At 64.1% G+C, this 24,354-nt stretch carries 24 protein-coding genes and 3 tRNA genes; 14 read left to right on the forward strand and 13 right to left on the reverse strand.

Annotated features, from left to right (window positions below; translation table 11 throughout):
• The first annotated feature begins 29 nt into the window (after nucleotides 1-29).
• Together CH266_RS20610 and CH266_RS20615 are read left to right on the forward strand one after the other, a co-directional pair.
• Nucleotides 30-119, forward strand: a tRNA-Ser gene (locus CH266_RS20610).
• Between the two features lie 114 nt (nucleotides 120-233).
• On the forward strand, nucleotides 234-1,046 hold the full coding sequence (locus tag CH266_RS20615; protein ID WP_032374152.1) for a formate/nitrite transporter family protein: 813 nt from the start codon (nucleotides 234-236) through the stop codon (nucleotides 1,044-1,046).
• 25 nt (nucleotides 1,047-1,071) lie between these two features.
• Here CH266_RS20615 and CH266_RS20620 read toward each other — a convergent pair whose 3' ends face one another.
• Both CH266_RS20620 and CH266_RS20625 read right to left on the reverse strand, forming a co-directional pair.
• Nucleotides 1,072-1,986 carry a pseudouridine synthase gene (locus CH266_RS20620; protein WP_176457158.1) on the reverse strand — a complete coding sequence of 305 codons (915 nt, stop codon included), beginning with the start codon at nucleotides 1,984-1,986 and terminating at the stop codon, nucleotides 1,072-1,074.
• A gap of 59 nt (nucleotides 1,987-2,045) precedes the next feature.
• Nucleotides 2,046-2,465: an excalibur calcium-binding domain-containing protein gene (locus tag CH266_RS20625; RefSeq protein WP_441347065.1), complete on the reverse strand. Its 420-nt coding sequence runs from the start codon at nucleotides 2,463-2,465 to the stop codon at nucleotides 2,046-2,048.
• A 93-nt stretch (nucleotides 2,466-2,558) separates the two neighbouring features.
• Here CH266_RS20625 and CH266_RS20630 point away from each other — a divergent pair, with 93 nt between their 5' ends.
• Nucleotides 2,559-2,762 (forward strand): DUF3072 domain-containing protein, encoded by a 204-nt coding sequence (locus tag CH266_RS20630; RefSeq protein WP_032368910.1) that lies wholly within the window; start codon nucleotides 2,559-2,561, stop codon nucleotides 2,760-2,762.
• A gap of 292 nt (nucleotides 2,763-3,054) precedes the next feature.
• Nucleotides 3,055-4,101, forward strand: coding sequence for an alpha/beta hydrolase (locus CH266_RS20635; protein WP_027494765.1), 1,047 nt, complete (start codon nucleotides 3,055-3,057; stop codon nucleotides 4,099-4,101).
• Here CH266_RS20635 and hisC read toward each other — a convergent pair.
• Nucleotides 4,090-5,145 carry a histidinol-phosphate transaminase gene (hisC, locus tag CH266_RS20640; protein ID WP_032368921.1) on the reverse strand — a complete coding sequence of 352 codons (1,056 nt, stop codon included), beginning with the start codon at nucleotides 5,143-5,145 and terminating at the stop codon, nucleotides 4,090-4,092. The genes CH266_RS20635 and hisC overlap by 12 nt on opposite strands.
• Nucleotides 5,146-5,241: 96 nt before the next feature.
• Here hisC and CH266_RS20645 point away from each other — a divergent pair, with 96 nt between their 5' ends.
• The 5 genes from CH266_RS20645 (at nucleotide 5,242) to CH266_RS20665 (ending at nucleotide 7,885) form a co-directional block, all read left to right on the forward strand.
• Nucleotides 5,242-6,006: a dienelactone hydrolase family protein gene (locus CH266_RS20645; RefSeq protein ID WP_032368909.1), complete on the forward strand. Its 765-nt coding sequence runs from the start codon at nucleotides 5,242-5,244 to the stop codon at nucleotides 6,004-6,006.
• A gap of 123 nt (nucleotides 6,007-6,129) precedes the next feature.
• Nucleotides 6,130-6,219: transfer RNA gene (locus CH266_RS20650), tRNA-Ser, on the forward strand.
• 55 nt (nucleotides 6,220-6,274) lie between these two features.
• Nucleotides 6,275-6,347: transfer RNA gene (locus CH266_RS20655), tRNA-Arg, on the forward strand.
• A 235-nt stretch (nucleotides 6,348-6,582) separates the two neighbouring features.
• Nucleotides 6,583-7,230 carry a hypothetical protein gene (locus CH266_RS20660; RefSeq protein WP_141214558.1) on the forward strand — a complete coding sequence of 216 codons (648 nt, stop codon included), beginning with the start codon at nucleotides 6,583-6,585 and terminating at the stop codon, nucleotides 7,228-7,230.
• A 61-nt stretch (nucleotides 7,231-7,291) separates the two neighbouring features.
• Nucleotides 7,292-7,885, forward strand: a complete 594-nt coding sequence (locus tag CH266_RS20665; protein ID WP_094716074.1) for a hypothetical protein — start codon at nucleotides 7,292-7,294, stop codon at nucleotides 7,883-7,885.
• Between the two features lie 102 nt (nucleotides 7,886-7,987).
• On the opposite strand, the gene CH266_RS20670 is transcribed toward CH266_RS20665, so the two are convergent.
• Together CH266_RS20670 and CH266_RS20675 are read right to left on the reverse strand one after the other, a co-directional pair.
• Nucleotides 7,988-8,545: a hypothetical protein gene (locus CH266_RS20670; RefSeq protein WP_094716075.1), complete on the reverse strand. Its 558-nt coding sequence runs from the start codon at nucleotides 8,543-8,545 to the stop codon at nucleotides 7,988-7,990.
• Between the two features lie 237 nt (nucleotides 8,546-8,782).
• The gene (locus CH266_RS20675; RefSeq protein WP_255175994.1) at nucleotides 8,783-9,778 is read right to left on the reverse strand and encodes a phytoene desaturase family protein; all 996 of its coding nucleotides are present in this window, start codon (nucleotides 9,776-9,778) and stop codon (nucleotides 8,783-8,785) included.
• Here CH266_RS20675 and CH266_RS20680 point away from each other — a divergent pair.
• Nucleotides 9,696-10,967, forward strand: a complete 1,272-nt coding sequence (locus CH266_RS20680) for a class I adenylate-forming enzyme family protein (RefSeq protein ID WP_255175978.1) — start codon at nucleotides 9,696-9,698, stop codon at nucleotides 10,965-10,967. The genes CH266_RS20675 and CH266_RS20680 overlap by 83 nt on opposite strands.
• Nucleotides 10,968-11,012: 45 nt before the next feature.
• On the opposite strand, the gene CH266_RS20685 is transcribed toward CH266_RS20680, so the two are convergent.
• Both CH266_RS20685 and CH266_RS20690 read right to left on the reverse strand, forming a co-directional pair.
• Entirely contained in the window at nucleotides 11,013-11,288 is a 276-nt protein-coding gene (locus tag CH266_RS20685; protein WP_032366628.1) for a hypothetical protein, read from the reverse strand.
• Nucleotides 11,289-11,501: 213 nt separating this feature from the next.
• Entirely contained in the window at nucleotides 11,502-11,960 is a 459-nt protein-coding gene (locus tag CH266_RS20690) for a hypothetical protein (RefSeq protein WP_094716078.1), read from the reverse strand.
• 113 nt (nucleotides 11,961-12,073) lie between these two features.
• Between CH266_RS20690 and CH266_RS20695 the strand changes: the two genes are divergently transcribed.
• Entirely contained in the window at nucleotides 12,074-12,949 is an 876-nt protein-coding gene (locus tag CH266_RS20695) for a bifunctional methylenetetrahydrofolate dehydrogenase/methenyltetrahydrofolate cyclohydrolase (protein WP_094716079.1), read from the forward strand.
• On the opposite strand, the gene CH266_RS20700 is transcribed toward CH266_RS20695, so the two are convergent.
• The 6 genes from CH266_RS20700 to CH266_RS20725 all read right to left on the reverse strand — a co-directional run bounded on the left by CH266_RS20700 (nucleotide 12,919) and on the right by CH266_RS20725 (nucleotide 18,751).
• On the reverse strand, nucleotides 12,919-13,722 hold the full coding sequence (locus tag CH266_RS20700) for an IclR family transcriptional regulator (RefSeq protein WP_027494743.1): 804 nt from the start codon (nucleotides 13,720-13,722) through the stop codon (nucleotides 12,919-12,921). The two genes, CH266_RS20695 and CH266_RS20700, sit on opposite strands and share 31 nt — an antisense overlap.
• A gap of 69 nt (nucleotides 13,723-13,791) precedes the next feature.
• On the reverse strand, nucleotides 13,792-14,484 hold the full coding sequence (locus CH266_RS20705) for a GntR family transcriptional regulator (protein ID WP_201010485.1): 693 nt from the start codon (nucleotides 14,482-14,484) through the stop codon (nucleotides 13,792-13,794).
• 42 nt (nucleotides 14,485-14,526) lie between these two features.
• On the reverse strand, nucleotides 14,527-15,678 hold the full coding sequence (locus CH266_RS20710; RefSeq protein ID WP_217901013.1) for an aromatic ring-hydroxylating oxygenase subunit alpha: 1,152 nt from the start codon (nucleotides 15,676-15,678) through the stop codon (nucleotides 14,527-14,529).
• A 94-nt stretch (nucleotides 15,679-15,772) separates the two neighbouring features.
• Entirely contained in the window at nucleotides 15,773-16,936 is a 1,164-nt protein-coding gene (locus tag CH266_RS20715) for an NAD(P)/FAD-dependent oxidoreductase (protein WP_176457161.1), read from the reverse strand.
• Nucleotides 16,933-17,295: a bifunctional 3-phenylpropionate/cinnamic acid dioxygenase ferredoxin subunit gene (locus CH266_RS20720; protein WP_027494739.1), complete on the reverse strand. Its 363-nt coding sequence runs from the start codon at nucleotides 17,293-17,295 to the stop codon at nucleotides 16,933-16,935. Before CH266_RS20720 ends, CH266_RS20715 begins: the two co-directional genes overlap by 4 nt.
• A 370-nt stretch (nucleotides 17,296-17,665) precedes the next feature.
• The gene (locus CH266_RS20725; RefSeq protein WP_094716080.1) at nucleotides 17,666-18,751 is read right to left on the reverse strand and encodes an S-(hydroxymethyl)mycothiol dehydrogenase; all 1,086 of its coding nucleotides are present in this window, start codon (nucleotides 18,749-18,751) and stop codon (nucleotides 17,666-17,668) included.
• A 362-nt stretch (nucleotides 18,752-19,113) separates the two neighbouring features.
• On the opposite strand from CH266_RS20725, the gene CH266_RS20730 reads away from it, so the two are divergent.
• From CH266_RS20730 to purU, 3 genes are all read left to right on the forward strand, one after another.
• Complete coding sequence (locus tag CH266_RS20730) at nucleotides 19,114-20,757, forward strand: BCCT family transporter (RefSeq protein ID WP_080730000.1); 1,644 nt, start codon at nucleotides 19,114-19,116, stop codon at nucleotides 20,755-20,757.
• Between the two features lie 176 nt (nucleotides 20,758-20,933).
• Entirely contained in the window at nucleotides 20,934-23,399 is a 2,466-nt protein-coding gene (locus tag CH266_RS20735) for a GcvT family protein (RefSeq protein ID WP_094716081.1), read from the forward strand.
• 25 nt (nucleotides 23,400-23,424) lie between these two features.
• On the forward strand, nucleotides 23,425-24,273 hold the full coding sequence (gene purU / locus CH266_RS20740; RefSeq protein WP_032367897.1) for a formyltetrahydrofolate deformylase: 849 nt from the start codon (nucleotides 23,425-23,427) through the stop codon (nucleotides 24,271-24,273).
• Nucleotides 24,274-24,354 lie beyond the last annotated feature (81 nt).

Genomic DNA, 24,354 nt, shown 5'->3' on the forward strand with positions numbered 1-24,354 from the left:
GTGCCGCCCCGGCCGTTAAGATCGCACACGGAAGCGTGGCAGAGCGGCCCAATGCACTCGCCTTGAAAGCGAGAGACGTGTAAAAGCGTCCGGGGGTTCAAATCCCTCCGCTTCCGCCATATGTCGATTGACCGAGCCCGGTCCGCCCGCGAGGGTGGACCGGGTTTGTTCGTTTGCGAGGCAGCGAATTCTCGGCGTGGCATCAATACCGGTTAGGTGGGTACTACCTGCCAATGAGCGAAGAAGCGCGGCGCAACGACGGCGACAACGAGGGGCCTCTGGAAGAGGAGCTCGAGGAAAGTTTCGACGCTGTCGTCACCGAAGGCGGGGAGCGATTGCACCGCACCGTACGCACCGTGCTGATCACCGGACTCTTCGGCGGACTCGAGGTCGCTCTGGGGGTGATGGCGTACCTGGCGGTGCTGGACGAGACCGGCAGTCACCTGCTGGCGGGCCTGGCGTTCGGAATCGGCCTCGTGGCCATCTATCTCGCGCACGGTGAACTGTTCACCGAGGATTTCCTGATGCCGATCGCCGCGATTGTGGCCCGCAACGGCACGCCTGCACAGCTCGCGAAGTTATGGGTCGGGACGCTGCTCGCGAATCTGCTCGGCGGTTGGTTCGTGATGTGGTTGATCGCGCACGCGTTTCCGCAATGGCTCGAAGTGTTGTCCGAGTCGGCGCATCATTTCGTCTACGCACCCTTGGATCTTCAGTCGATCTGCCTCGCTGTTCTCGGCGGCAGCACGATGACACTGCTGACCCGCATGCAGCAGGGAACCGAATCCGATGTGGCGCGGATCATCGCCGCCATGGCGGCGGGTTTTCTGTTGGCCGGATTGCAGTTGTTCCACTCGGTCCTGGATTCCCTGCTGATCTTCGGGGCCATCCACGCAGGAGCGGATGTGACCTACCGCGAGTGGATCGAATGGTTCGGCTACACAGTGCTGTTCAACATCATCGGCGGCGTCGTGTTGGTCACGGCGCTGCGCTTGGTGCGCACGAAGGAACTCGTCAAGTCCGAGCGTGACCAGAATTCTGAGTAGTGATCGCAGCCGACAGTCATGGACTTCAGTTCTGCACCCAACGCTCCAGGCTGCGCCGAGTCTCGAAGCGTCGCACAGCTTTCGAGATCGGGTCGATGAATTCGATTGCACTGGCCAGTAATTGGAGTGGAGCTGTGAAATCGTCGACGGCTCGGCCGGTTGCCGTCGGGTAGAGATCGTCACCCAGGATGGGAATGCCCAACGAGTTCATGTGCAGACGTAGCTGGTGGGTTCGTCCCGTCGACGGTGTCAGTCGGTACCGTCCGATGCTCTCAAGGTGTTCCAGAAGTTCGACGACGGTGTGCGCGTTGGGTTCTCCGGTCACTTCGCGTGCAGTGAACTGGCCCTTGTCCGAGACGATTCGACTGCGTACCTCGGTAGGCAGAGCGAGGGACGGTTCGTAGGCCGCGATGGCCTCGTACTCCTTGTGCACTTTCCGATCCTGGAACAACGTCTGATACGCCCCGCGGAGGGCAGGGTCGACGACGAACAGCACCAGGCCAGCGGTGACGCGGTCGAGTCGATGAGCGGGCACCAGTTGCGGCAGATCGAGTTCGAGGCGCAGTCGCACCAGAGCGGTCTGCAGAATGTGGCCGCCGCGCGGGATCGTCGGTAGAAAATGCGGCTTGTCGATCACCAGTACGGCGTCGTCTCGGTGCACGATCGAGATATCGAATGGCACAACGGTTTCCGTCGGCAGGTCGCGGTGAAACCAGACAGCCTCACCGGGGACATAAGAAGCATCCGCGGATAGAGGCCCGCCCATGTCGACGACCTCGCCCGCAGCGAGCATCTCGTCGATGCGTCTCGGCGAGATCCGTTGCTCGGTCGCCGTCAAGAACTCGCGGACGGTGTGCCATGTCCCGTCCTCGGGCATTCGGACGCGTGCGGGGTCGAGGCCGTAGCGCTTCGCCAGGGGCGGTTGCTGGCGTCGTCTCACCGAGCGAGCGTATCCGCCCGCCGAGATCGCACTTGTGCAGACGATCGATAGCGATTCACCTACACAAGTGCGAACTCGCTACTCGCAGCCGATGCCGTCGTTGTCGCGGTCGAGGTGGGGCCGTAGCCATACTCGTCGCGGTAGACCGGTGCAGCTCCGGCGTCGCGGGCGGCATCGCAGTTCTGGTACTGGAACCCACCGTTGGGCCGGGGTGCGGGAGCCGGCGCACCCTGCGGTGCGGGCGGGGGAGCGAAAGCAGGCGGCGGCGGAAGGATGCAGAACTGAGCCGAGCCGGCACCGCACAGGAAATCGGTGATCGGATCAGCCGAAGCGGGGCGGGGGTGGTGACCATGGCTGCCGCAGTGATCGCGCTTCCGATGCCGATTCTGACCAGCAGATTCTTCGTCTTCATGTTGCTCCAATTCGAGGGGGTGCGATGGAGCCTCCTCGCCGGATCCTTGAACTGTCAACGAAGTCATTCGCGCGACCGACAGCCGTGCTGAGCAGGGCGGCACCGAAATGCGCAGGGTCGATGCGTTTGGAAACCGGCAATAGAGCGTATTTACGAACGTATGAGCGAAAACGAGCAGGTCAACCAGAACCCCGAGAAGGATCCCGACGACTGGGTCACCGGCGACGAGCCGATGACCGGTCCGCAGAAGAGCTACCTGAGCACCCTCGCGCAGGAAGCAGGGGAGGAAGTTCCCGACGGCCTGAACAAGGCGCAGGCGTCGGAAATGATCGACAAGTTGCAGGGCGAAACCGGCCGCGGTTGAGCCTGCTCCGTCAGAAGTCCACTCGATGTGACATCGACCCCCAAAAAGTCCACCGAATGTCACATTGAGTGCCTTCCGAAGCACCTTCCGGTGGCAGCATCCGACCAGGTAGACCGTTATTTCTTCGGTACATGTAACAAAGGATTACGCAGACTTTTGTACCCGGGATTTCGCGGCTACTGTGAGCGGACCCACAGCCCTCGGCGTGTCTGCGTCGCGGTGGGTACGTTGTGGAACGGATGTTGTTTGTGTTGCGCCCGCGAGGGTGCGCCTGGGGAGGATGGCAAATCAGATGCACCGTCGTGTGTTGGCAGTAGCGGGGGCTGCGCTGGCTGTGTCCTTGCTGTCGTCGGGTATCGCCGGAGCGCAGCCGCTTCCGGGTACCGGCAGTGCCGATGGTGGCGGGGCGGCACCTGGCATACAGGCGCAGTCGTTGCCGACGGCAGCGGCTCGTATCGATCGAGTCGACATGTTGACTCCGCGTCGCGCGGCCGTGTGGGTCGATTCGCCGGCCATGGGTCGGGCGATCCAGGTGCAGGTTCTTCTTCCGGCCGCGCAGGCCGTGTCCCGTCCGACGCTCTACATGCTCGACGGCGTCAGTGCCGGCAAGGAATCCGATTACAAGGAAAGCACCTGGACGCAGAAGACCGACATCGTCGATTTCTTCGCCGACAAGCAGGTCAATGTGGTGTTGCCGGTCGGTGGATCGAGTAGCTACTACACCGACTGGAATGTTCCCGACCCCGTCCTGGGCGTCAACAAGTGGGAGACGTTCTTGACGGCGGAGTTGCCGCCGCTGATCGACGCGCGGTTCTCCGGTAACGGCACCAATGCCATCGGCGGTGTGTCGATGGGTGCCCAGGCCGCGATGGATCTGATCACGCGCCACCCCGATCTCTACACCGGAGTAGCCGGTTTGAGCGGGTGCTACGACAACTCGCAGAACAACCTCAAGGACGCTGTGCGCGCCACGGTCGCCACCAACGGCGGCAACGCCACCAACATGTGGGGCGAGAACGCCGACGCGAAGTGGATCGAACACGATCCGTCACGCAACGCAGAAGCCTTGCGCGGCAAGGACGTCTACGTGTCCGTCGGCACCGGCCTACCCGGCCCGTACGAGCTGGGCCCCGGCGGCGGTGGTGTGCAGGAGGCTGCGATGGGCGGACCGCTCGAAGCTGCAGCGCTGTACTGCACCACGCTCTTCGACACACGCCTGCGCTCGATCGACATACCGGCCACCTTCACCTACCGCCCGTACGGCATTCATCAGTGGCCGTACTGGCAGGACGATCTCCGGGAATCCTGGCCGACGCTCGAGCGCGCGCTAGGACTGTAGAGCGAACTTCAGAAACGCGTCGTTCTCGTGCGGGTCGCCGATGGTGACCCGCACTCCGTCGTTTCCGTAGGAACGCAACAGCACGCCCTGTTCGGCTGCGCCCGAGGCGAATTCACCCGAACGCTCGCCCAGCGGCAGCCAGATGAAATTGGACTGGGATACGCCCACGTCGTAGCCACCCGAGACCAGGGCGTCGCGCACTCGATCACGTTCGGCGATTAGCGCATCGGTACGAGCCAGTAGCTCGGCCGAGGCTTCGAGCGACGCCAGAGCCGCCTGCTGAGCAATGGTGCTGACTGCGAACGCAATACGAACCTTGGACAGCGCAGTGATCACCTCGGGATCGGCCACCGCGTAGCCCACCCGCAGACCCGCGAGGCCGTACGCCTTCGAGAACGTCCGCAGCACGATCACGTTGCGCCGACCGCGAGCGATCTCCACCCCATCGGTGTGATTGCCTGCCGCGTCGGGGCGGGTGTACTCGAAGTAGGCCTCGTCGAGGACGACGAGGACGTTGGGCGGCACCGCGTCGAGAAAGGCCACGAGCTTGTCGCGCTGAACGACGGTTCCGCTCGGGTTGTTCGGGTTGCAGACGAAGATGAGTCGGGTGCGCTCGGTGATGGCGTCGAGCATTGCGTCGAGATCGTGCACGTGGTCCGAGGTCAGCGGCACCTGAACGGGCGTCGCTCCCGTCACCCGGACGATGATCGGGTAGGCCTCGAACGAGCGCCACGCGAAGATGACTTCGTCACCGGGGCCACAGGTGATCTGGACGACCTCCTGGCACAACGCGACCGAGCCGTTTCCGGCGGCCACGTTCTCCGGGGCCACTCCCAGCTTTTTCGCCAACGACTCGACGAGCGCCGTCGCGCGGATGTCGGGGTAGCGATTGACGCCGCCGGCCGCTTCCGCGATCGCTTCACGGACACTCGGCAGAGGGCCCTGTGTCGTTTCGTTACTCGCCAGCTTGATCGCACCGGGAAAGCTGCGGCCGGGTACGTAAGCGGGGATGGCGTCGAGGTCGGGGCGGATGTGCACGGTCACGCCCGTCATTATGCGCCGACCCTGTCGGCAGGCGACTTCTGCCTGTCCGTGTCAAAGCTGTGCAGGACGGCCGGAATCGTCCTATCTTCGTACAGTATGTCGGGAACTTTCAGCGACTTCGCAGTCCTTCGGTCCGCCCCCGCGCCCACAGTCGGCGCGGACGACGAGGTGGATACGGCCGCATCGAAACCCGTCTCGCAGGAGAAAGTGCCGTTGACGGCCGTCGAGCCCGAGGGGTCCCCGCGCGGCGGCATCGTCGTGTTGCACGAGGCCAGGGAAATACCTGAGTCCCTGAAAGATCTCCTGCGCGCGCTTGCGTTGGAAGGATGGCTGGCGGTAGCGCCCGACCTGTTCCATCGGGGGCACGGCGACGACAAGGAAGTGTTCGGCGACGACCTCTTCGCCGATTTCGACGCCACCTCCGACTGGCTCGTCCAGCGCGGGGTGTACTCCGATTGCATCGGCGTCATCGGATTCGACGATGCCGGAACGGCCGCGTTGATCGTGGCCACCAGCCGTCCGGTCGGAGCGGCGGTCAGTGTCGCCGCAGCAGGGATCGTGGAGCCGCTCAATGCGGACGCCATCGCATTGGTCGACGCCGCGCCGAAGCTGCAGGCGCCGTGGCTCGGCCTCTACGGCGAGAACGACCCCCACACCCCACCCGAACACATCGAAGCCCTTCGCGATGCCGCCACGCGCGCCTCAGTGGCCACGAACGTCGTCAGCTACTCCGGTGTGGAGCATCGCGCCGATCATCCTCGGGAACAGCCGGGCAGCAGCGACGACACCGACCCCGCCGAGGCCGCTCTCGTCGATGCGCAGACGCGCATCTTCGACTGGTTCGACAGCTTCATGCGTTGACGAGCAACAAGCATCTTTTACGCGAACGCCGCGCGAACCTGGGGCGTCGACCAGCCGTTTTGCCTTCTGGCCTCAGCCGTGTGTAATCTCTTTCCTCGGCGGTCCGAGAGGGCCGGCAGCCTAGGAGGCGTGCCAGAGCGGCCGAATGGGAGTCACTGCTAATGACTTGACCCTTCACCGGGTCCGGAGGTTCAAATCCTCTCGCCTCCGCCACGCTGATCCGCAAGGATCGGCACGTCGGTTCTTCGGAACCGACACAACTGAACATGCGCCCGTAGCTCAACGGATAGAGCACTTGACTACGGATCAAGAGGTTAGGGGTTCGAATCCCTTCGGGCGCACAGAAGAAAAAGCCCCGAACTGCAGCGATGCGGTTCGGGGCTTTTTCGTCGACCATCCGAGCTGCGGCCGGCTCGACCCCTGCCCGGTCTAGATCTCCGACGACGGGTCCGCATATGGGATGAACAATGGGGACGCCGGCGAGGGGCGGCCTGTAGACGGCGTGCAGATCGGTCGAAAGCGCACCCGCTGAAACAAACCGGACGTAAGGTGTGCTTGTCTCGCTGAGGAGGGCACGTGAGCGATCGATCAGGCAGAACGGCGGCCGTGAGCGAGTTCGATGCTCAGGCTTCGCCGTTGTTCATCCCGCTGTTGTTCATCTCGCTGCTCTTCGTCGGTGCGTTGCCGTTCTACGTTCTGCAACCGGTCGTCGGCGGTGAGTCGGTGTCGGGTCCGGCGTGGTTCGGCGGTGCGCACCTTGGAGAACCAGCAGCTGATGTGTACTGGCTGTGCGCTCTGCCGGTGTGTATCGGGGCCGTCGCGGCCTACTGCGGGTGGAGCGAACGACGATCGGGCGTCGCCCTGCACGTACGGCTTTGGCTGGTCGCGAGTCTGGGATTGTCGATTGCAACAACGGTTTTCATGCAGAACGGAATGATGTTCTACGTAGGCAACCTGACGATTCGAGGGCTGTTGCCCTTACTGGCGATATCGATAGCGGTCCTGGTGTGGGGTGTCGGTCTGCGGTCACGGTTGCTGGTGGCAGTCGGTGTTGTCGCCGTCGCTGCGAGTCTGGTGTCCAACCTCTACAACGTCGAGAATCTCGTGCCGCGGGAGTGGGCACTCGACCCCCGCTTCGGTCTGTGGCCGAACATCGTGCTGACTGCAGCCGTGTTCGTGGTCGGAGCTGTGGGGTCAGCATTTGCCGAACGGTCCGAGCGGTAAAGGCTGCGACGCAGCGTGACCCGAACGATGAGGGTCGTCGTAGGCGGTGGACACTGGCAGGATGGCAAGCCCAGGTGACCCGAAGTCGGTGTGGTCGACAGCGGTGGTGATCGTCGGCACCGTGGCCGCAGGCGTCGTAGTCGCCGGTCTTCTCCACGATCCGCAACCCGACGCCGTGTCGATACCCGGCTGTGCGGAGGTCGTTCAGCCCGAGGACATGCAGAGAATCAATTACGCCTTTGTCGGACCGGATTCCGCCCCGGTGGGGTTCGACGCAGCAGCCAAGTCGGCCGCTTTGGTTGGAGCCCTCCCCGCCGGGACCACGGTAGAACCCGATGCCATGTTCCCACCGCTGACATTCGACTTCCAGGCCTCTGCGTATGGGCGAATCTCGCTGGGCGGAGCCGTGGGTGACCTGAACGTGAGGCTGTCGACATCCGACCAATCCGCCGGTCCATGTTTTGCCGGCTACGTCGATGAGCGTCGGACGCTGAGTGACGGCACTGTCGTCGATCTGAAATCATCCGAAAGAGGCAGTCGCGTAGAGGTGTACGGGACCGACGGCAGCATCGTCGATGTATCCGCCGACCCTGTGTTGACGGTCCAGCAAGTGACCGACATTGCGATGACGCCCGGCCTTCGCTGGAATTCCTAGGCCCCCTTGACCGCCGTACCTTGCACGCCGGTGTCGGCACTGCCCCAACAAGTCCGACCCCGCCGCAATGTCTGCGACGGGGTAGGGCACATTCGCGTGTATCTACGCGCGGGCGACCAGCTTTCCTGCCATTCCCGACAAGATTTCGGTCGGCCTCTGCTGCTCACCCTGCTGAGCACCCAGCACCACGAGGGTCCCGGTCAGGACCGGCAATGCCCACTGGAGGTACTTCAGTTGCTTCTGTGCTGCGGCGGCCTCGCGAGGGGTACCTGCTGACGGCTCGGTTGCCGAATCGATCGAATGGCCCTGAGCCTTGGCCGTTTTCGCGCCGAGAACACCGCTGTACGCGGTTGCGGCCAGGGCGACCCCGGTGACGGCGATCTTGATGTTGGTGTTGGCGGTGACACCCTGCTGATGGCGAGCACGACCGCGGTTGGCCATGAGTATGCCTGCGCCGCCGACGAGATGTGCACCGATGGCCGCAGCGTTGACCGGAGCCCACTTCGCCCACCCTGCCGCGGCAACCTGTGCGCGATCACGCGGATCCTGCACCGCAGTGGCAGCACCGTTCACGCCGACGGCACCCATGAGCGAACCGCCGAACCAGGCGGCGGCACCGAGATCGTGTAGCGAACGGATGACGGTATTTCTGTTGGACATCTGCGGATCCTTCGGTTGTGTGCGCTGCTCCGATCGCGAAACACGCGATATAACAGAGGTTTTGGCGGCCGCATGAACGGCTCCTTATCTGTCGGTGACCCGCGTGAGCGGTTTCCACACCTGGGCCCCACGCCGACTCGAACCGAAACGCCACGGATGCGCCCGACTCGCCCTCCGGCCTCGACTGCATTCACTGTCGTACGGATCCGTCGAATCATGCGGATTCCTCACTGTTTGTCAGCGCTTCATCAGGTCGTCCAGAGCTCGTCGCGCTGCATTCAGTCCCGCCATGCCGTGTGCACCGGGTCCGGGGGGAGTTGCCGCAGAGCACAGATAGAACCCCGGCGTTCCCGTGCGGTACGGGTCTCGGCCGGGCCGTGGTCCGAGGAGCAATTGTGCCGGTGACGACGTACCGCACAGAATGTCGCCGCCGACGAAGTTCGCGTTTCCTTCGGCGAAGCTCTGCGCAGACGTGGTGACTGTCTCCACGATTCGCGAACGCAAGCCCGGTGCGAACTGTTCGATGCGGTCGATCACGACGTCGGTAACATCGTGATCGAGGCCGGAGGGAACATGGGCGTATGCGTACAGCGGTACGACGTCTCCGTACGCGCGCTGAGGATCTGCCACGAACTGCTGCCCGACGAGGACGAACGGCGGATCGGGCATTCGTCCTGCAGCAACGGCCGCCTCGGCTGCGATGGTGTCCGCGGCGCTACCTCCCACGTGCACAGTGCCGGCCTGCGCGACCCGGGGGTCGGTCCACGGGACTCCACCGCGCACCGCGAGGTCGACCTTGAACGCAGCCGGGCCGTGTCGAAACCTGTTGTAGGAGCGACGTGTACGCGTCGTCAGTTCCTGGCCGAGTACCTCGGCCACCACGGACGGCGTCGTGTCGAAGATCGTGATGTCCGACGGCGGCAGATCGGCTCGCGAGGCAACCCGCGTCGAGGTCTGCACGGTTGCTCCGAGTTCGATGAGCGCGGAGTGCATCGCCCGTGAGATCGCCGCGGTTCCGCCCTCCGCCACCGGCCATCCGTTGTGGTGTCCCGCGGTCAGGATTCCCACCCCGATGGCGGAGGAGAACACTTCGGTCAACGGCCGCTTCGCGTGTGCCGCTGCTCCGACGAACAGTGCCCGCGCCTGCGGCGTGGCGAACACCCGTGACAACACCGCAGCGGGCAGAGCAGTCGGCGCACCGAATCTCGCCAGCAGCAGTGGATGTCGGGGCAAACTCGAGGACTCGACCGCCCGAGTGCTCGTCGGTAGCGAGCGAGCCTGCACTCTCGACCGCGCACAGGGTATTTCGTTCATCGACGTGGACTCCCGCGATCGTCGTCCCCACACGCCGCAGTTGGACGGCATGCATCGTGGAGCGGGGCCTGCCGACAGCTCGGCCCCTGCCTTGATCGTCTACACCTCGGGAACGACGGGGCGGCCGAAAGGCTGTGTGCTGACTCATCGCAACGTCGACCGGATGAGCGCCGCGATCGTGACGGCCTGCGAACTGACCGACGCCGATACGAGCCTGTTGGTACTTCCACTCTTCCACTGCAACGGACTCGTCGTCGGCTCGGTCGCTCCGCTGCGAGCCGGCGGACGTGTGCACATCGCGCCTCGTTTCTCGCCGGACACGTTCTGGGACAACGTGGAGACCGTCCGGCCCACCTACTTCTCCGCAGTGCCCACCATGTACTCACTGCTTGCGGACCGTGGATCGACCGACCGCGACATCTCGTCGCTTCGATTCGTCATCTGTGGAGCAGCGCCCATGCCTGCCGGCCTGATCGCGTCGTTCGAATCGATCTTCGGCGTGCCGGTCGTCGAAGGGTACGGCCTGTCGGAATGCACTGTGGCGGCAACGATCAACCCGCCGAACGGGATTCGCAAGCCGGGCACGGTCGGCATCGCGCTACCGGGTGTCGAGATTGCGATCGATACATCCGACGGCCCGAGCACCATGCCCGGCCGGACCGGCGAAGTGTTGGTGAGTGGAGAGACAGTCATGCAGGGATACCTGGGCTTGCCGGACGTGACCGCAAAGACCATTCGAGAGGGGTGGTTGCACACCGGCGACATCGGAGTCCTCGACGAGGACGGCTATCTCGTCTTGGTGGATCGACTCAAGGACATGATCATTCGCGGCGGCGAGAACATCGCGCCGAGCGAAATCGAACATGTCCTGCAATCCCATCCCGACGTCCTGGAAGTGGCCGTCGTGGGCGAAGCGCATCCGGTCTACGGGGAGGTGCCCGTCGCGCACGTCGTTGCACGAGCCGGTCGCAGTATCTCGGTCGACGAGCTGGACGCGCACTGCGCGCGGAGCCTGGCCAAGTTCAAGCGACCGACTCGGACAGTCGTCCACGACGCTCTACCGAAGAATTCCGTCGGAAAGATCGTGAAGAAGGAGCTCGGCGCGTAGTCCGATCCGACCTGCCCTGTCGCTACCGGGTCAGGACGGTCGCGGTCACATGGACGAGGCCGCGAAGGTCAGGAACACGACGAACAATCCGATGCCACCGAGCGCCGCACCGATCACGGCGTCGCGACCGTTGGACGCGTCGCCCTCGACTGCGCGGCCGAGACCGATCCAGCCACTGACCACCGCGATCACTCCGGCCGGGATGGTCACGAAGTCTCCGACGAACGGCACGAATGCGCAGACGACCGCGACGATGCCCGCAATCAACGCCAGGTTCCCGGCACCGTCTCGGAACATCGACCGAGAAGGGGACTTGCGCATCACCGGCACTCCTTCTCGCATGCAGTGCGGCAGCACCGCCCCGACCTGTTCTTCTGCAGGTAACCGGCAACGACGCCTCCATAGTAGAGACTCGATCATCTCTTCATCGGCGACGGTCGGTCGGATTTCATCGGAACGGGGTGGGAGTCGCGGCCAGTTGTATGCGCTGTGCCGTCGGGCAATCGCCGTCGAGCCTCGCACATACCCGAATGGTCAGGGCGTGGGCGTGCTTCTGCGAACGCGGTAGTTGTGCCATGCCTGCGCCGCCAGAGGCATCCCGACAGCGCCGATGCAGACGACCGGCAACGCGAAAAACCACGGTACGGATGCGCTTTTCGCGGCCACTGCAACACCGAAGACGACCATCGGAAATCCGAAGGTGTCCAGTAGGTCTACCTGCCGGGGTTCGATCGGCGGCCGACCGTTCCAGGGAATTCGGCGGCCCGCGTTCTCGCGCATTCTTCGCCTCGTCGACGCAACGGTCAGCGACGCGCCTATCGCTGTGGTGCATATCCCTGCGACAACCATCCATGACTGTCCGTCCTCGAACAGAATCGCGGTCAGAACAAGTCCTACAAGGACGATGCGCGCACCCCACACCTTCCATCGAGGTGCAGCCTCGCGCTCGTCCCGTTGCACGTCGACCGGCCGCATCGGCTGCAGGCGCTCCATGTCTCGACCCTCCCATACCGCGGCTCTTGACCGGTCCCTGCGACTCACCGTACCCTGACCGACAGTTGATATATCAGAAACGCAGCGGCCCGCCGAACCGAGGAATCGAAAGTATGACCACAGCGCTCAAGATCGACGGAACCGCGGTCAGCGCGATCGTCAAGGACGATCTGCGGTACCGCGTCGAACGGCTCGCCCAGCAGGGGATTCGGCCCGGCCTGGGCACGATTCTGGTGGGCGACGATCCGGGGAGCCGTTCCTATGTCGCGGCGAAGCATCGCGACTGCGCCGAGGTGGGACTGCATTCGATTCAGGTCCGGTTGCCTGCGTCCGCGAGTCAGCAGGAGATCGAAGATGCCGTGCACGCTCTCAACGAGGATCCCGAGTGCACCGGGTTCATCGTTCAGTTGCCGCTGCCCTCGCACATCGACACCCATCGGGTGATCGAGCTGATCGATCCTCGCAAGGATGCCGACGGGCTGCATCCGACCAATTTGGGTCGGCTCGTACTCGGCATGGACGGGCCGCTGCCCTGCACCCCACGCGGGATATTGGAACTGCTTCGGCACCACGATGTTCCGATCACCGGTGCTCGCTTCTGCATCATCGGATGTGGAATCACGGTGGGTCGTCCGCTCGGCTTGATGCTGACGCGTCGCAGCGAACACGCCACCGTGACGATGTGTCACGAGGCGACGGTGGACACCGCCGCGCACACTCGGGCCGCCGACGTGGTCATCGCGGCAGCGGGTGTTGCGCATCTGGTGCAACCGGACTGGATCAGTGCCGGAGCCACGGTGTTGTCGGTGGGAATCACCCGTACCGTCGAGGGCATCCTCGGCGACGTGCACCCCAGCGTCGAGCACATTGCGGGGCGGCTCAGCGGAGCGACCGGCGGGGTGGGGCCGATGACCAGGGCGATGCTGCTGACGAACGTGGTGGAGTGTGCGGAGGCCACTCAGGCCGAGGGGATGAAGGACTCCCGGTAGCCCATTTTTTCGCTGATCTCGGCGGCGGCGGCCAGCACGTCGGGGACGATGGCCCGCATTCTGGTCTCGTCGAAGCGGTAGACCGGTCCCGAGATGCTCAGCGCCGCGGTCGTCTTGCCGGTGTAGTCGAGAATCGGGGCCGCGATGGCGTTGAGTCCGGTCTCGAACTCTTCGACGACGACGGCGTATCCGAGGGATACCGCGGCATCGAGTTCGGCAGTGAGACCGGCTTTGGTGGTGAGTGTGTGCTCGGTGTACCGGTGGAGGTCGAGTCCGTCCACGACGTCCTGACGCGTATCGGAGTCGAGGGCAGCCAGCAACACCTTGCCGCTCGCGGTGGCGTGCAGCGGTGTCTGCTCCCCGATCCAGTTGTGGGTTCCCACCGAACTCGGCCCGCGGGCCTGATCCAGGTGGACCGCTGTATTGGACCGCAGCACAGCGATATTGACCGTTTCGCCGAGCTTGCCGGCGAGGCGTTCACAGACCGCGTGGCCGTATTCGGTGATCTCCAGACGCTCGGGCACGGCCGCCGCGAGCCGGAGAACTCCGAGGCTGAGCCGGTACTTGCCGCGATTGTGCGTCTGCATCACCATGTCGTGTTCTTCGAGCGACGCCAGCAGCCTCGACACCGTGGATTTGTGCACACCGATCTCGGTGGCGATGGCGCTCACGCCGGCCTCTCCGAGCCGTGCCACGACCTCGAGCACCCGAAATGCGCGGTCGACGGACTGGACGCCACCCTCGGGGGCACGTGTCGAATCGTCGCTGGCCACCCCCGCGACTATACGTAACAGGCACTTGGCCGTGGTGTTGCCCCTCGGAGCGTGGCCCGAGCCGGCGATCTAGATGACGGCGCGCACCGCGTCGTCGAACTCGGTCACGTGTGCTCGGGCGATGGTCGCGGCTTTCTCGGCATCCCCGGCCGCGATGGCGCGCAGCAGCTCGGTGTGCGTCCCCACATGGTCGGCCAGGGGAGGCAGACGATCCATGAACAACCAGAAGATTCGCGTCGCGAGATTGTTGTAGCGAATCAATGCGTCTTCGAGAACCGGGTTCGCCGCCAGCCGGTAGACGGTGCGATGCACTTCGGCATCCCAGTTGATCAGGTCGTGTTGGCTCGGCGGCGTCGCCTCGAACTTCTCGGTGCGGTCGGCCATGCCCAGCAGAACTTGGCGTTGGGTTGCGGTGGCCGCGGTGGCGGCCTTGGCGGCGGCAAGAGGCTCGAGCCGCTGGCGGATTTCGGAGATGTCGCCCAGATCGGCGACGTCGATGGCCGTGGCGAAAGTGCCGCGGCGGGCGTGCGAGATGACGAGGCGCTCGTACTCGAGCCGTTTGAGCGCTTCCCGCACCGGCGTGCGTCCTACCCCCAGCTCGGCGGACAACGCCGATTCGACGACGGCCTCACCCGGCTTGATGGTCAGCATGATCAGTTTGTCGCGGATAGCCGAGTAGGCGACGTCGGCCATCGTCGCTCCGGGTTCGCCCGGCACCCCCGACGATCCGGGGGCGCCCGGCGATGCGACCTCGACACTCATGGTTACCGATCCTATCGGCACCGAGTGCGGGGCAGCGTGCGGTCAGGCCTCGATGCGGTTCTTCAGCCAATCGTGGAAGATGCCGATGTGGTGTTCGCTGCCCACCAGCACTCCGCCGTCGCGGTACTTCCGTGAGCTCATGGCGGGCTGGCAGCGTTCGCACGCCTCGAAGTCCTGCAGATTGACGCGGTGGAACAACTCCACCGATTTCTGCAGATCCCGTCCCGATGCGACGACGCCGGGCAGGTACAGCCAATCGCATTCCACCAGAGTGCGATCGGCGGCAAGCGGATACATCCGATGGATGATCACGTGATCCGGGACGAGGTTGACGAACACCTGTGGCCGGACGGTGATGGCGTAGTAGCGCCGGTCCTGTTCGGGTGCGATTCCGGGAATGGAGTCGTGTCCCTCGGAACCGTCGAGCGTGAATCCCTTGACGGATTCCCCGAATTCGGCTCCGTGGCCCACGTAGTACTGGGCCACGTAACCGTCGGCGAATTCGGGAAGTACCTCGGTCAGCTCGGGGTGGATGGTGGCGCAGTGGTAGCACTCCATGAAGTTCTCGATGATGAGCTTCCAGTTGGCCTTGACGTCGTAGCTCACGCGGCGGCCGAGACCGAGGTCTTCGATCTTGTAGCGGTCGATCGACTCGACGTCGCCGAGTCGATCACGGATGTCCTGCACCACAGTGGTGTCGAAGGAGGCCGGATTGTCGCTCAGATTGACCCAGACGTACCCGAGCCATTCCTCGACCGACACCGACGCCAGGCCGTAGCGAACCCGATCGATGTCGGGCATCTTGGTGAGATTCGGTGCTGCGATGAGCTTTCCGTCGAGATCGTAGGTCCAGGCGTGGTACGGACACTGGAACGATCGCTTGACTTCACCCTTGTCCTCCATGCAGATTCGAGCACCGCGGTGCGCGCACACGTTCAGGTAGGCCTTGATCGCCCCGGTTCGGGTGCGCGTCACGATGACGCTTTCGCGCCCGATCTGCACGGTGCGGAAGGCACCGGGCTTGTCCAGATCGGCGGCACGGACCGCGCAGATCCACAGTTCCTCGAAGATCTTCTCCTGCTCGAGCTCGAAGATGGCCGGATCGGTGTAGTAGCGACCGGGAAGGGTGGAGATGAGGCTTTCGGGCAGGGGAAGGGAGGTTGCGGGCGGCGTGGTGTCGGGAATGGTGGTCAAGGGGTCCTCCGTACGTGGCCGATCTTGTGGATCGGTGACGAGACGTCAACTGGGGTAATGGAATACGACGGGTGGAGCAGCGGCCTGGGTGATTTCAGACCGCGCGAGCGGGAGCCGAGAGCTGTCGGCGCCAGCGGGTGAACAATCGAACTTGATTGACACCGAGTACACCGACCGGAAGTCCGTCGGATCGATACACGGCGAGGAAACTCCCGAGTTCGGGCGAACCCTCTTCGATGGTGCATTCACTGTCCGGTCCGGCGGTGCCGGCGAACTGAATACGTGACCCGTACTGGTCGGACCAGAAATACGGAGGTTTGACGTGTTGGCCGCCGTAACTGCCCGAGAGCAGGGTGGCCACTGCAACGGTGGGTCGTTCGGACGCCCCTGCCCAATGCTCGACGCGTCGGTGGACGCCGGTCGAATCCAGCCATGCGGCGCAGTCGCCGACTGCGACCACTCCGGGCACGGCGGTCGCGCCGCCGCCGTCGCACAGGATTCCGTTGCCCAGTGCGAGGCCGCTGGTGCCGAGCCAGTCGATGTTCGGAATGCCGCCGATGCCGACGACCACAACGTCGGCGTCGAGGAGTCGGCTGTCCGCGAGTCGAACGCCTGTCACTCGGTCGGTGCCGGTCAGGCCGTCGACGGCGATTCCGCAGATCAACGTGGTGCCGTTGTCGCGGTGCAGATTGCCCACCGCGCTACCCAATCGTGCACCGAGTGGCCCGGCAAGCGGTGACGGGGCGGCTTCGACGACGGTGACGTCGAGGCCCAACTTCCTTGCGGTGGAGGCTACTTCGGCTCCGATGAAGCCTGCGCCGATGACGACGAGACGTGCGCCGGGCGTGAGATCTGCACGCAGCCGGTCGGCGTCGTCGATCGTACGCAATACGTGCACACCGGCGAGGTGATCGGTACCGGGAAGCGATCGCGCGCGTGAGCCGGTGGCGAGGACGACGCCGTCGGAGGTCAGCTCGGCACCGTCGTCGAGAGTGACGGTGCGACGCGATGGATCGAGGGCGGTGGCCGTGCGGCCCAGAATCCAGGTGGCGTCGAGGTTTTCGTCGTCGGGTTCGAGGGCGAGAGTGCTCACGTCCACGTCGCCGGCGAGGTATTCCTTCGACAGGGGAGGGCGGTCGTAGGGTCGATGGCTCTCGGCACCGACGATGGTGACGGAGCCGTCGAACCCGGCCGCCCGCAGTGCACGCGCGGAGCACAGGCCTGCCAGGGAGGCTCCGACGATGGTGACGCTCTTCATGAATGTCCCTCGGCGGCCAACCGGCTGCGAACGTCGGGCGGAAGATTGGGGGCCGCGGTGCTCAGCTCGACATAGACGACGCCGTCCTCGACGACGACGGTGTGCGTGCGGACAGGCAACTTGGCGGGCGGAGCGTCGACAGCACCGGTACGCAGGTCGAAGGTGGACGCGTGGAGCGGGCATTCGACCGCGCACCCTTCGAGCCAGCCGTCGGCGAGCGACGCGTCCTGATGCGTACAGGTGTCATCGATCGCGAACAGCTCACCGTCCTCGGTGTGGAACACCGCCACCGGAGGGGTGGTGTCGACGCGCAGAGCTTCGCCGCCGGGGAGATCGGCCAAGGAACACACCTTGAGCATTCGGATCCTTTCTGTATCGCTATGCGGAACACGTCTTACTTCCCGCAACAACAGTGTGAACATCGCCACAAGAGTGTGTCAATAGGTGACGGCACTTTTCATACACGCGAAACACGACGTAACCGGAACCGGACAAACCACGCGTTGTACCAGCTGAGCAGGTGGTTAGCCCGTGCAATGACATGCGTGGCCGGTGCCGCATCCGCCCGACTCGATGATGCCCCCGACGTCGGAATACGTCGAGGGCACCATGAAACAAAACGCTACCGACGGGTAAAGAGGCCCACTTTGATATATCAGAGGTGTCGAGCCGCAGCGCACGGGCTCGAGTCACCGGAAGCGGCCACCTTCTCGACCCGCAACTGCCCACTCACAGGACCACCACCGAACGCAGCACCGTGCCCTGATGCATCTTCTCGAACGCCGCCTCGATATCACCGAGACCGATCCGTTCGGTCACGAACTTCTCCAGCGGCAACCGACCCTGCTCGTACAGATCGACCAACATCGGAAAATCACGCTCCGGCAAACAATCGCCGTACCACGACGACTTCAACGACCCACCCCGGGAAAAGAAATCGATCAACGGCATCTCCACCGTCATCTCCGGCGTCGGCACCCCCACCAACACCACCGTCCCGGCGAGATCGCGGGCGTAGAACGCCTGCTTCCAGGTTTCCGGGCGGCCGACGGCATCGATGACCACATCCGCCCCGAACCCACCGGTGAGCTCCTGGATGGCCTCGACGGCATCGACCTGCGAGGCATCGACGGTGTGGGTGGCGCCGAGTTCGAGAGCCCAGTCGAGTTTTTTCTTGTCGCGGTCGACGGCGATGATCGTCGACGCCCCCGCCAGGCGGGCGCCGGCGATCGCGGCATCGCCGACACCGCCGCACCCGATCACGGCGACGGAATCCCCGCGGGAGACGTTCCCGGTGTTCATCGCCGCCCCGAGTCCGGCCATCACCCCGCACCCGAGCAACCCGACCACCGCCGGATCGGAGTCCGGGTCGACCTTGGTGCACTGGCCTTCGTGGACGAGGGTCTTGTCGGCGAACGCCCCGATCCCCAACGCCGGAGAGAGTTCGGTGCCGTCGGGGAGAGTCATCTTCTGCGAGGCATTGTGGGTGTCGAAGCAGTACCAGGGGGTGCCTTTCTTGCAGGCTCGGCATTCCCCGCACACCGCCCGCCAGTTCAGCACCACGAAGTCGCCGACCTCGACATGAGTGACCGCGTCGCCGATGGTTTCGACGGTGCCTGCGGCTTCGTGGCCGAGCAGGAACGGGAACTCGTCGTTGATGCCGCCCTCGCGGTAATGCAGATCGGTATGACACACCCCGCACGCGGCGATGGTGACCACGACATCGTTCGGGCCGGGATCGGGAATGGTGATCGTTTCGATCGAGACGGGCTCGCCTTTGCTTTTGGCGACGACGGCGCGGACCTGCTGCGGCATGGTTGGTACTCCTGAGTGAAGTGAAGGAGCGGCGTTCAAGGCCGCCGACGGTGGTGGAATAGGCTTAATATATCAGTTACCGGACAGTATCGAATGTTAAAAGCGAGTATCGAATTCGGACAACTTTTGGCATTTGAAATTGCGTAGATGCTGTTCAGAGGCGTTGTCCGTTTCGAAAATCTGTGATGAACGCGTCGAAATGACCAGCCATCTATTGACATAGCCCCTGGGTCGGCTCAGTCTTGTTCGAGTCCAAACAAATCGTAGTTGCGCAGAGAGCAACGAGTCGCGCACCTATCCGACCACCCACGCTGCGTGCACGGGCGACACACCTATTCGGCGAGAGCCGGAGGGAGAACGATGTGACAACGAACAGCAAACCCCGGGGCGACAAAACTCGCGTCGATGCACCCGAGAAACATGCCCCTCATCATTACGGCCCCCTCGAGGTCTACCACCACGGAGAGGAGGGCAAGCCGCGCACCGACAAGGTGGTGTTCGGTATCACCGCCGCCATCGTGATCGCGATTCTGGCATGGGGCATCCTCGGCACCGAGAACATGAAGTCCGTCAACGCGTCGGTACTCGACTGGGTCGTGACCAACGTCGGCTGGCTGTTCATCTTCTCGGCCACCGGGTTCGTGATCTTCGCGCTGTGGCTCGCGCTCAGTCGCTACGGAAAGATTCCGCTCGGCAAAGACGGTGAGAAGCCCGAATTCAACACCGTCAGCTGGATCGCAATGATGTTCAGCGCCGGCATGGGAATCGGATTGATCTTCTGGGGAGTGGCCGAGCCCCTCACTCATTTCGTCACCCCGCCGCCCGGAATCACCGATTCTACTGTGGGAACGGCACTTTCGACAGCCATCTTCCACTGGGGACTGCATCCCTGGTCGATGTACGCGGTGGTCGGATTGTCCATCGCCTACGGCACCTACCGGATGGGCCGCAAGCAGCTCATCAGCTCCTCGTTCATTCCGCTGATCGGTCGCCGCGCCGAAGGCCCCATCGGCAAGGTCATCGACATTCTGGCGATCTTCGCCACGATGTTCGGCACCGCGGCATCCCTCGGCCTCGGCGCACTCCAGATCGGTTCCGGTATCGAGGTTCTCGGCTGGGTCAACCAAGCGGGGACGCTTCTGCTCGTGGCTGTCGTCGCCATCCTGACACTTGCGTTCGTGGCCTCGGCAGTGTCCGGGGTTTCCAAGGGAATTCAGTGGCTGTCTAACATCAACATGGTGCTGGCTCTCGTGCTTGCGATCTTCGTGTTCGTCGCGGGCCCCACGGTCCTGATCCTGAATCTGCTGCCCACCACTCTCGGCGACTACGCCGCGCACATCGCCGGCATGTCGGCGCGCTCGGCGGCATCCGGTGGCCCCGAGACCGAGTCCTGGCTCTCGTCCTGGACGATCTTCTACTGGGCCTGGTGGATCTCGTGGACCCCCTTCGTTGGTATGTTCCTCGCTCGCATCAGTCGCGGCCGCACCATCCGCCAGTTCGTCATCGGCGTCATTCTCATCCCTACGTCGGTGAGCTTGGTCTGGTTCTCGATCTTCGGTGGAGCGGCAATCGGCGAGCAGCAGAAGGGAACCGAGGATCTGGTGGCCCTGGGTAAGCCGGAGTCGCAGCTGTTCGCGGTTCTCGACCACTTCCCGTTGGCCGGCATCTCGTCGGTGTTGGTGATGGTCTTGGTGGGCATCTTCTTCGTCAGTGGTGCCGACGCTGCCTCGATCGTGATGGGCACGCTGTCGCAACGGGGCACCCTGGATCCGTCCCGTGGGGTCGTCGCCTTCTGGGGTGTCGTCACCGGCGGCATCGCGATCCTGATGCTGTGGACGGGAGGTTCGGACGCTCTCAATGGGTTGCAGACGATGACCATCATCGTGGCGGCGCCGTTCGTACTGGTGATGATCGGTACGTGTGTCTCGCTGTACAAGGACGTCACGAACGATCCGTTCATCGTCAAGAACCCCAAGGCCCCGCCGAAAGTCAAGGCCGGCAAGTGAAGTGAGCGATGGTGCGGGACGCGAAACTATGCGTCCCGCACCATCGGTATTTCGGGGGTTGACCACAACCATCCCTGCCCATACTCTTGATATATCAATCTCTGGTTAGTTGTCGTGCAGGCCGTGGACCGCTTCGGCCGAGCTCCATCTCTCCACCCCGATACGGAAGGACCACCATGGGTTCACCGAGAGTTGTCATCATCGGCGCCGGCATAGTCGGTACCAACGTGGCCGACGAGCTCACCGCACGCGGTTGGGATCGCATCACCGTGCTGGATCAGGGGCCGCTCCCTCTCACGGGTGGATCCACCTCGCACGCACCGGGTCTGGTGTTCCAGACCAATGCATCCAAGACCATGACCGAACTCGCCCGATACACGGTCGAGAAGTTCATGAACCTCGAGGTGGACGGGCAGTGGTGCTTCAATCAGCTCGGCGGCCTCGAAGTGGCCACCACCGAGGAGCGACTGGCCGACCTGCATCGCAAGCAGGGCTGGGCCACGTCCTGGGGCATCGAAGGATCGGTCATCGACCCGTCCGAATGCGCCAAACTGCATCCGCTGATAGACCGTTCGCGGGTTCTCGGCGGTCTGTACGTCGAGACCGACGGTCTTGCCAAAGCGTCCCGTGCCGTCGTGGCACTCACCCGTCGCGCAGAATCGCGCGGAGCGGTCTTCCGTGGTTCCACCAAGGTCATCGGTATCGAACAGACGGGTGGCCGCGTCACCGGTGTTGCAACCGACAACGGCGTCATCGAGGCCGACATCGTGGTGTCCTGCGCCGGCTTCTGGGGCCCCGATGTGGGCGAACTGGTCGGCATGAAGGTGCCGCTGCTGCCCTTGGCGCACCAGTACGCCAAGACCGATCAGATCCCGGAACTGGTGGGACGCAACACCGAAGCGGCCGAGGCCGGCATGCCCATTCTTCGTCATCAGGATCAGGACCTGTACTTCCGCGAGCACGTCGACCGTCTCGGCATCGGAACCTACGCCCACCGCCCGATGCCCGTCGACACCAAGACCCTGCCCGGCGGAGACGGTGTGTCCGACGAGGCGATGCCGTCCATGCTCGACTTCACGCAGGAGGACTTCGCGCCGTCGTGGGAGCAGTCCAAGCTGCTGTTGCCGTGCCTCGAGACCGCCACGATCGACCACGGCTTCAACGGAGTCTTCTCGTTCACCCCCGACGGTGGACCGCTGCTCGGTGAGTCTCCGGACGTCAAGGGCTTCTGGATCGCCGAGGCCGTGTGGGTGACGCATTCGGCCGGAGTCGGCCGGGCCATCGCACAGTTGCTGGTCGACGGACGCTCCGAGGTCGAGCTGCACGGATGCGATGTCAACCGCTTCGAGGATTTCCAGCTCGATCCCGCGTACGTCAGCGAAACCTCGCAGCAGAACTTCGTCGAGATCTACGACGTGCTGCATCCCTCGCAGCCGCGGTTGTCCCCGCGTGACGTTCGGGTCAGCCCCTTCAATGCGCGGCAGCATCAACTCGGTGCCGTGTTCCTCGAAGGCGGCGGGTGGGAACGCCCGCACTGGTACGAGGCCAATGCCGATCTGGTGCACCAGCTTCCCGTCGAGTGGCAGCCGCCCGAGCGCGACGAGTGGGCGTCGATGTTCCATTCGCCCATTGTCGCGGCCGAGGCATGGAAGACCCGTACGTCCGTCGCCATGTACGACATGACCCCGCTCAAGCGTCTGCGCGTACGCGGACCCGGTGCGCTGGCACTGTTGGAGGGATTGACGTCCGGCAAGATGGACAAGTCCGTCGGAGCCGTCACGTACACGCTGGCTCTCGACGAGAAGGGCGGCGTCCGAAGCGATCTCACCGTGGCGCGGTTGTCTGCCGACGAGTTCCAGGTCGGAGCCAACGGCAATCTCGATTTCGATTACCTCCGCCGTGAAGCACCGAGTGACGGCAGCGTCACCGTCGACGACATCACCGGATCCACGTGCTGCATCGGCCTGTGGGGTCCCCACGCCCGCGAGGTCGTGGAGAAGCTCACCCAGGACGACTTCTCGAACGAGAACTTCAAGTACTTCCGCTGCAAGCAGGTTCGTATCGGGGGAGTGCCCGTCACGGCGATGCGATTGTCGTACGTGGGCGAGCTCGGGTGGGAGCTGTACACCACCGCCGATTACGGCCAGCGACTGTGGGACATGTTGTGGCAGGCGGGTTCCGAGTTCGGGATCATCGCCGGCGGGCGCGCTGCGTTCAACAGCCTGCGCATGGAGAAGGGCTACCGGTCGTGGGGTTCGGACATGACCACCGAGCACAATCCCTACGAGGCAGGCCTCGGCTTCGCGGTACGCCCACAGAAGGGCGAATTCCGCGGCCGCGACGCCGTACTCGAGATGTCCGACGACACCGTCTCGAAGAAGTTGGTCTGCTTGAAGATCGACGACGGCACGTCGGTGGTACTCGGCCACGAGCCCGTCCTGGTGGACGGTGAACCCGCCGGCTACGTCACCAGCGCCTCGTTCGGTCACACCGTCGGTGCGCCGATCGCCTACGCCTGGGTTCCTGCCGGTAGCGCAGAACCCGGTGCAGCAGTACAGATTCGATACTTCGATCGGCTCGTGTCCGCCACCGTCGTGGCCGAGCCTCTCGTCGACCCCGAGATGGCCAAGATCCGCAGCTGACGACCCACCAGTACCAGGAGATTCGATGACCGAGAACTTCACCCTCACGCTCAGCTGCGGCCAGCGGCCGGGCATCGTCCGGGCCGTCAGTGCGTTCCTCTTCGACAACGACTGCGACATCGCCGAACACCAACAGTTCGACGACTCCACGGACGGCTCGTTCTTCCTTCGCACCTCGTTCGTGGCCAGCGGTGCCACCGACATCGAGAAGCTGACGGACAGCTTCCGCGAGGTGGCCGACCGATTCGCGATGACGTACACCTTCAACGGCTGCAGCCAGCCGCGCGTGCTCGTCATGGTGTCCAAGATGGGGCATTGCCTCAACGACCTCATCTTCCGTTGGCGCTCACAGAATCTCGGCGGCGAACTGGTGGCCGTGGTGAGCAATCACGAGGTGCTGCGGCCGATGGCCGAGGCTGCCGGGCTGCCGTTCGTCCACGTTCCCGTCACCCCGGGTACCAAGGCCGAGGCCGAGCAACGTCTGCTGGACCTCGTCGCCGAGTACGAGGTCGACCTGGTGGTACTGGCCCGCTACATGCAGGTGCTTTCCGACGAGACGTGTCGAGCGCTGCACGGCAAGGCGATCAACATCCATCACTCGTTCCTGCCCGGCTTCAAGGGCGCGAAGCCCTACCACCAGGCCTTCGACCGGGGCGTCAAGCAGGTCGGAGCGACAGCGCACTACGTCACCCCCGACCTGGACGAGGGCCCGATCATCGAGCAGCAGGTCATTCGTATCGACCACACTCACGACCCGTCTCGTCTGGCCACCGTCGGACAGGACGCAGAGGCACTCGCACTCTCGCGAGCGGTCCGCTGGCACTGCGAGAATCGCGTCCTGCTGCACGGACACCGGACGGTCATCTTCAGCTGAGCCGACACGCACGACGGGCCCGTACCGAATCGGTACGGGCCCCTCGTCGTTGTGTGGCGGTGGAGAAAAGTTCTCGGCCTC

Origin of the sequence: Rhodococcus sp. 06-1474-1B, from assembly GCF_002258885.1 — a bacterium.
In the GTDB taxonomy this organism is placed as follows: domain Bacteria; phylum Actinomycetota; class Actinomycetes; order Mycobacteriales; family Mycobacteriaceae; genus Rhodococcoides; species Rhodococcoides fascians.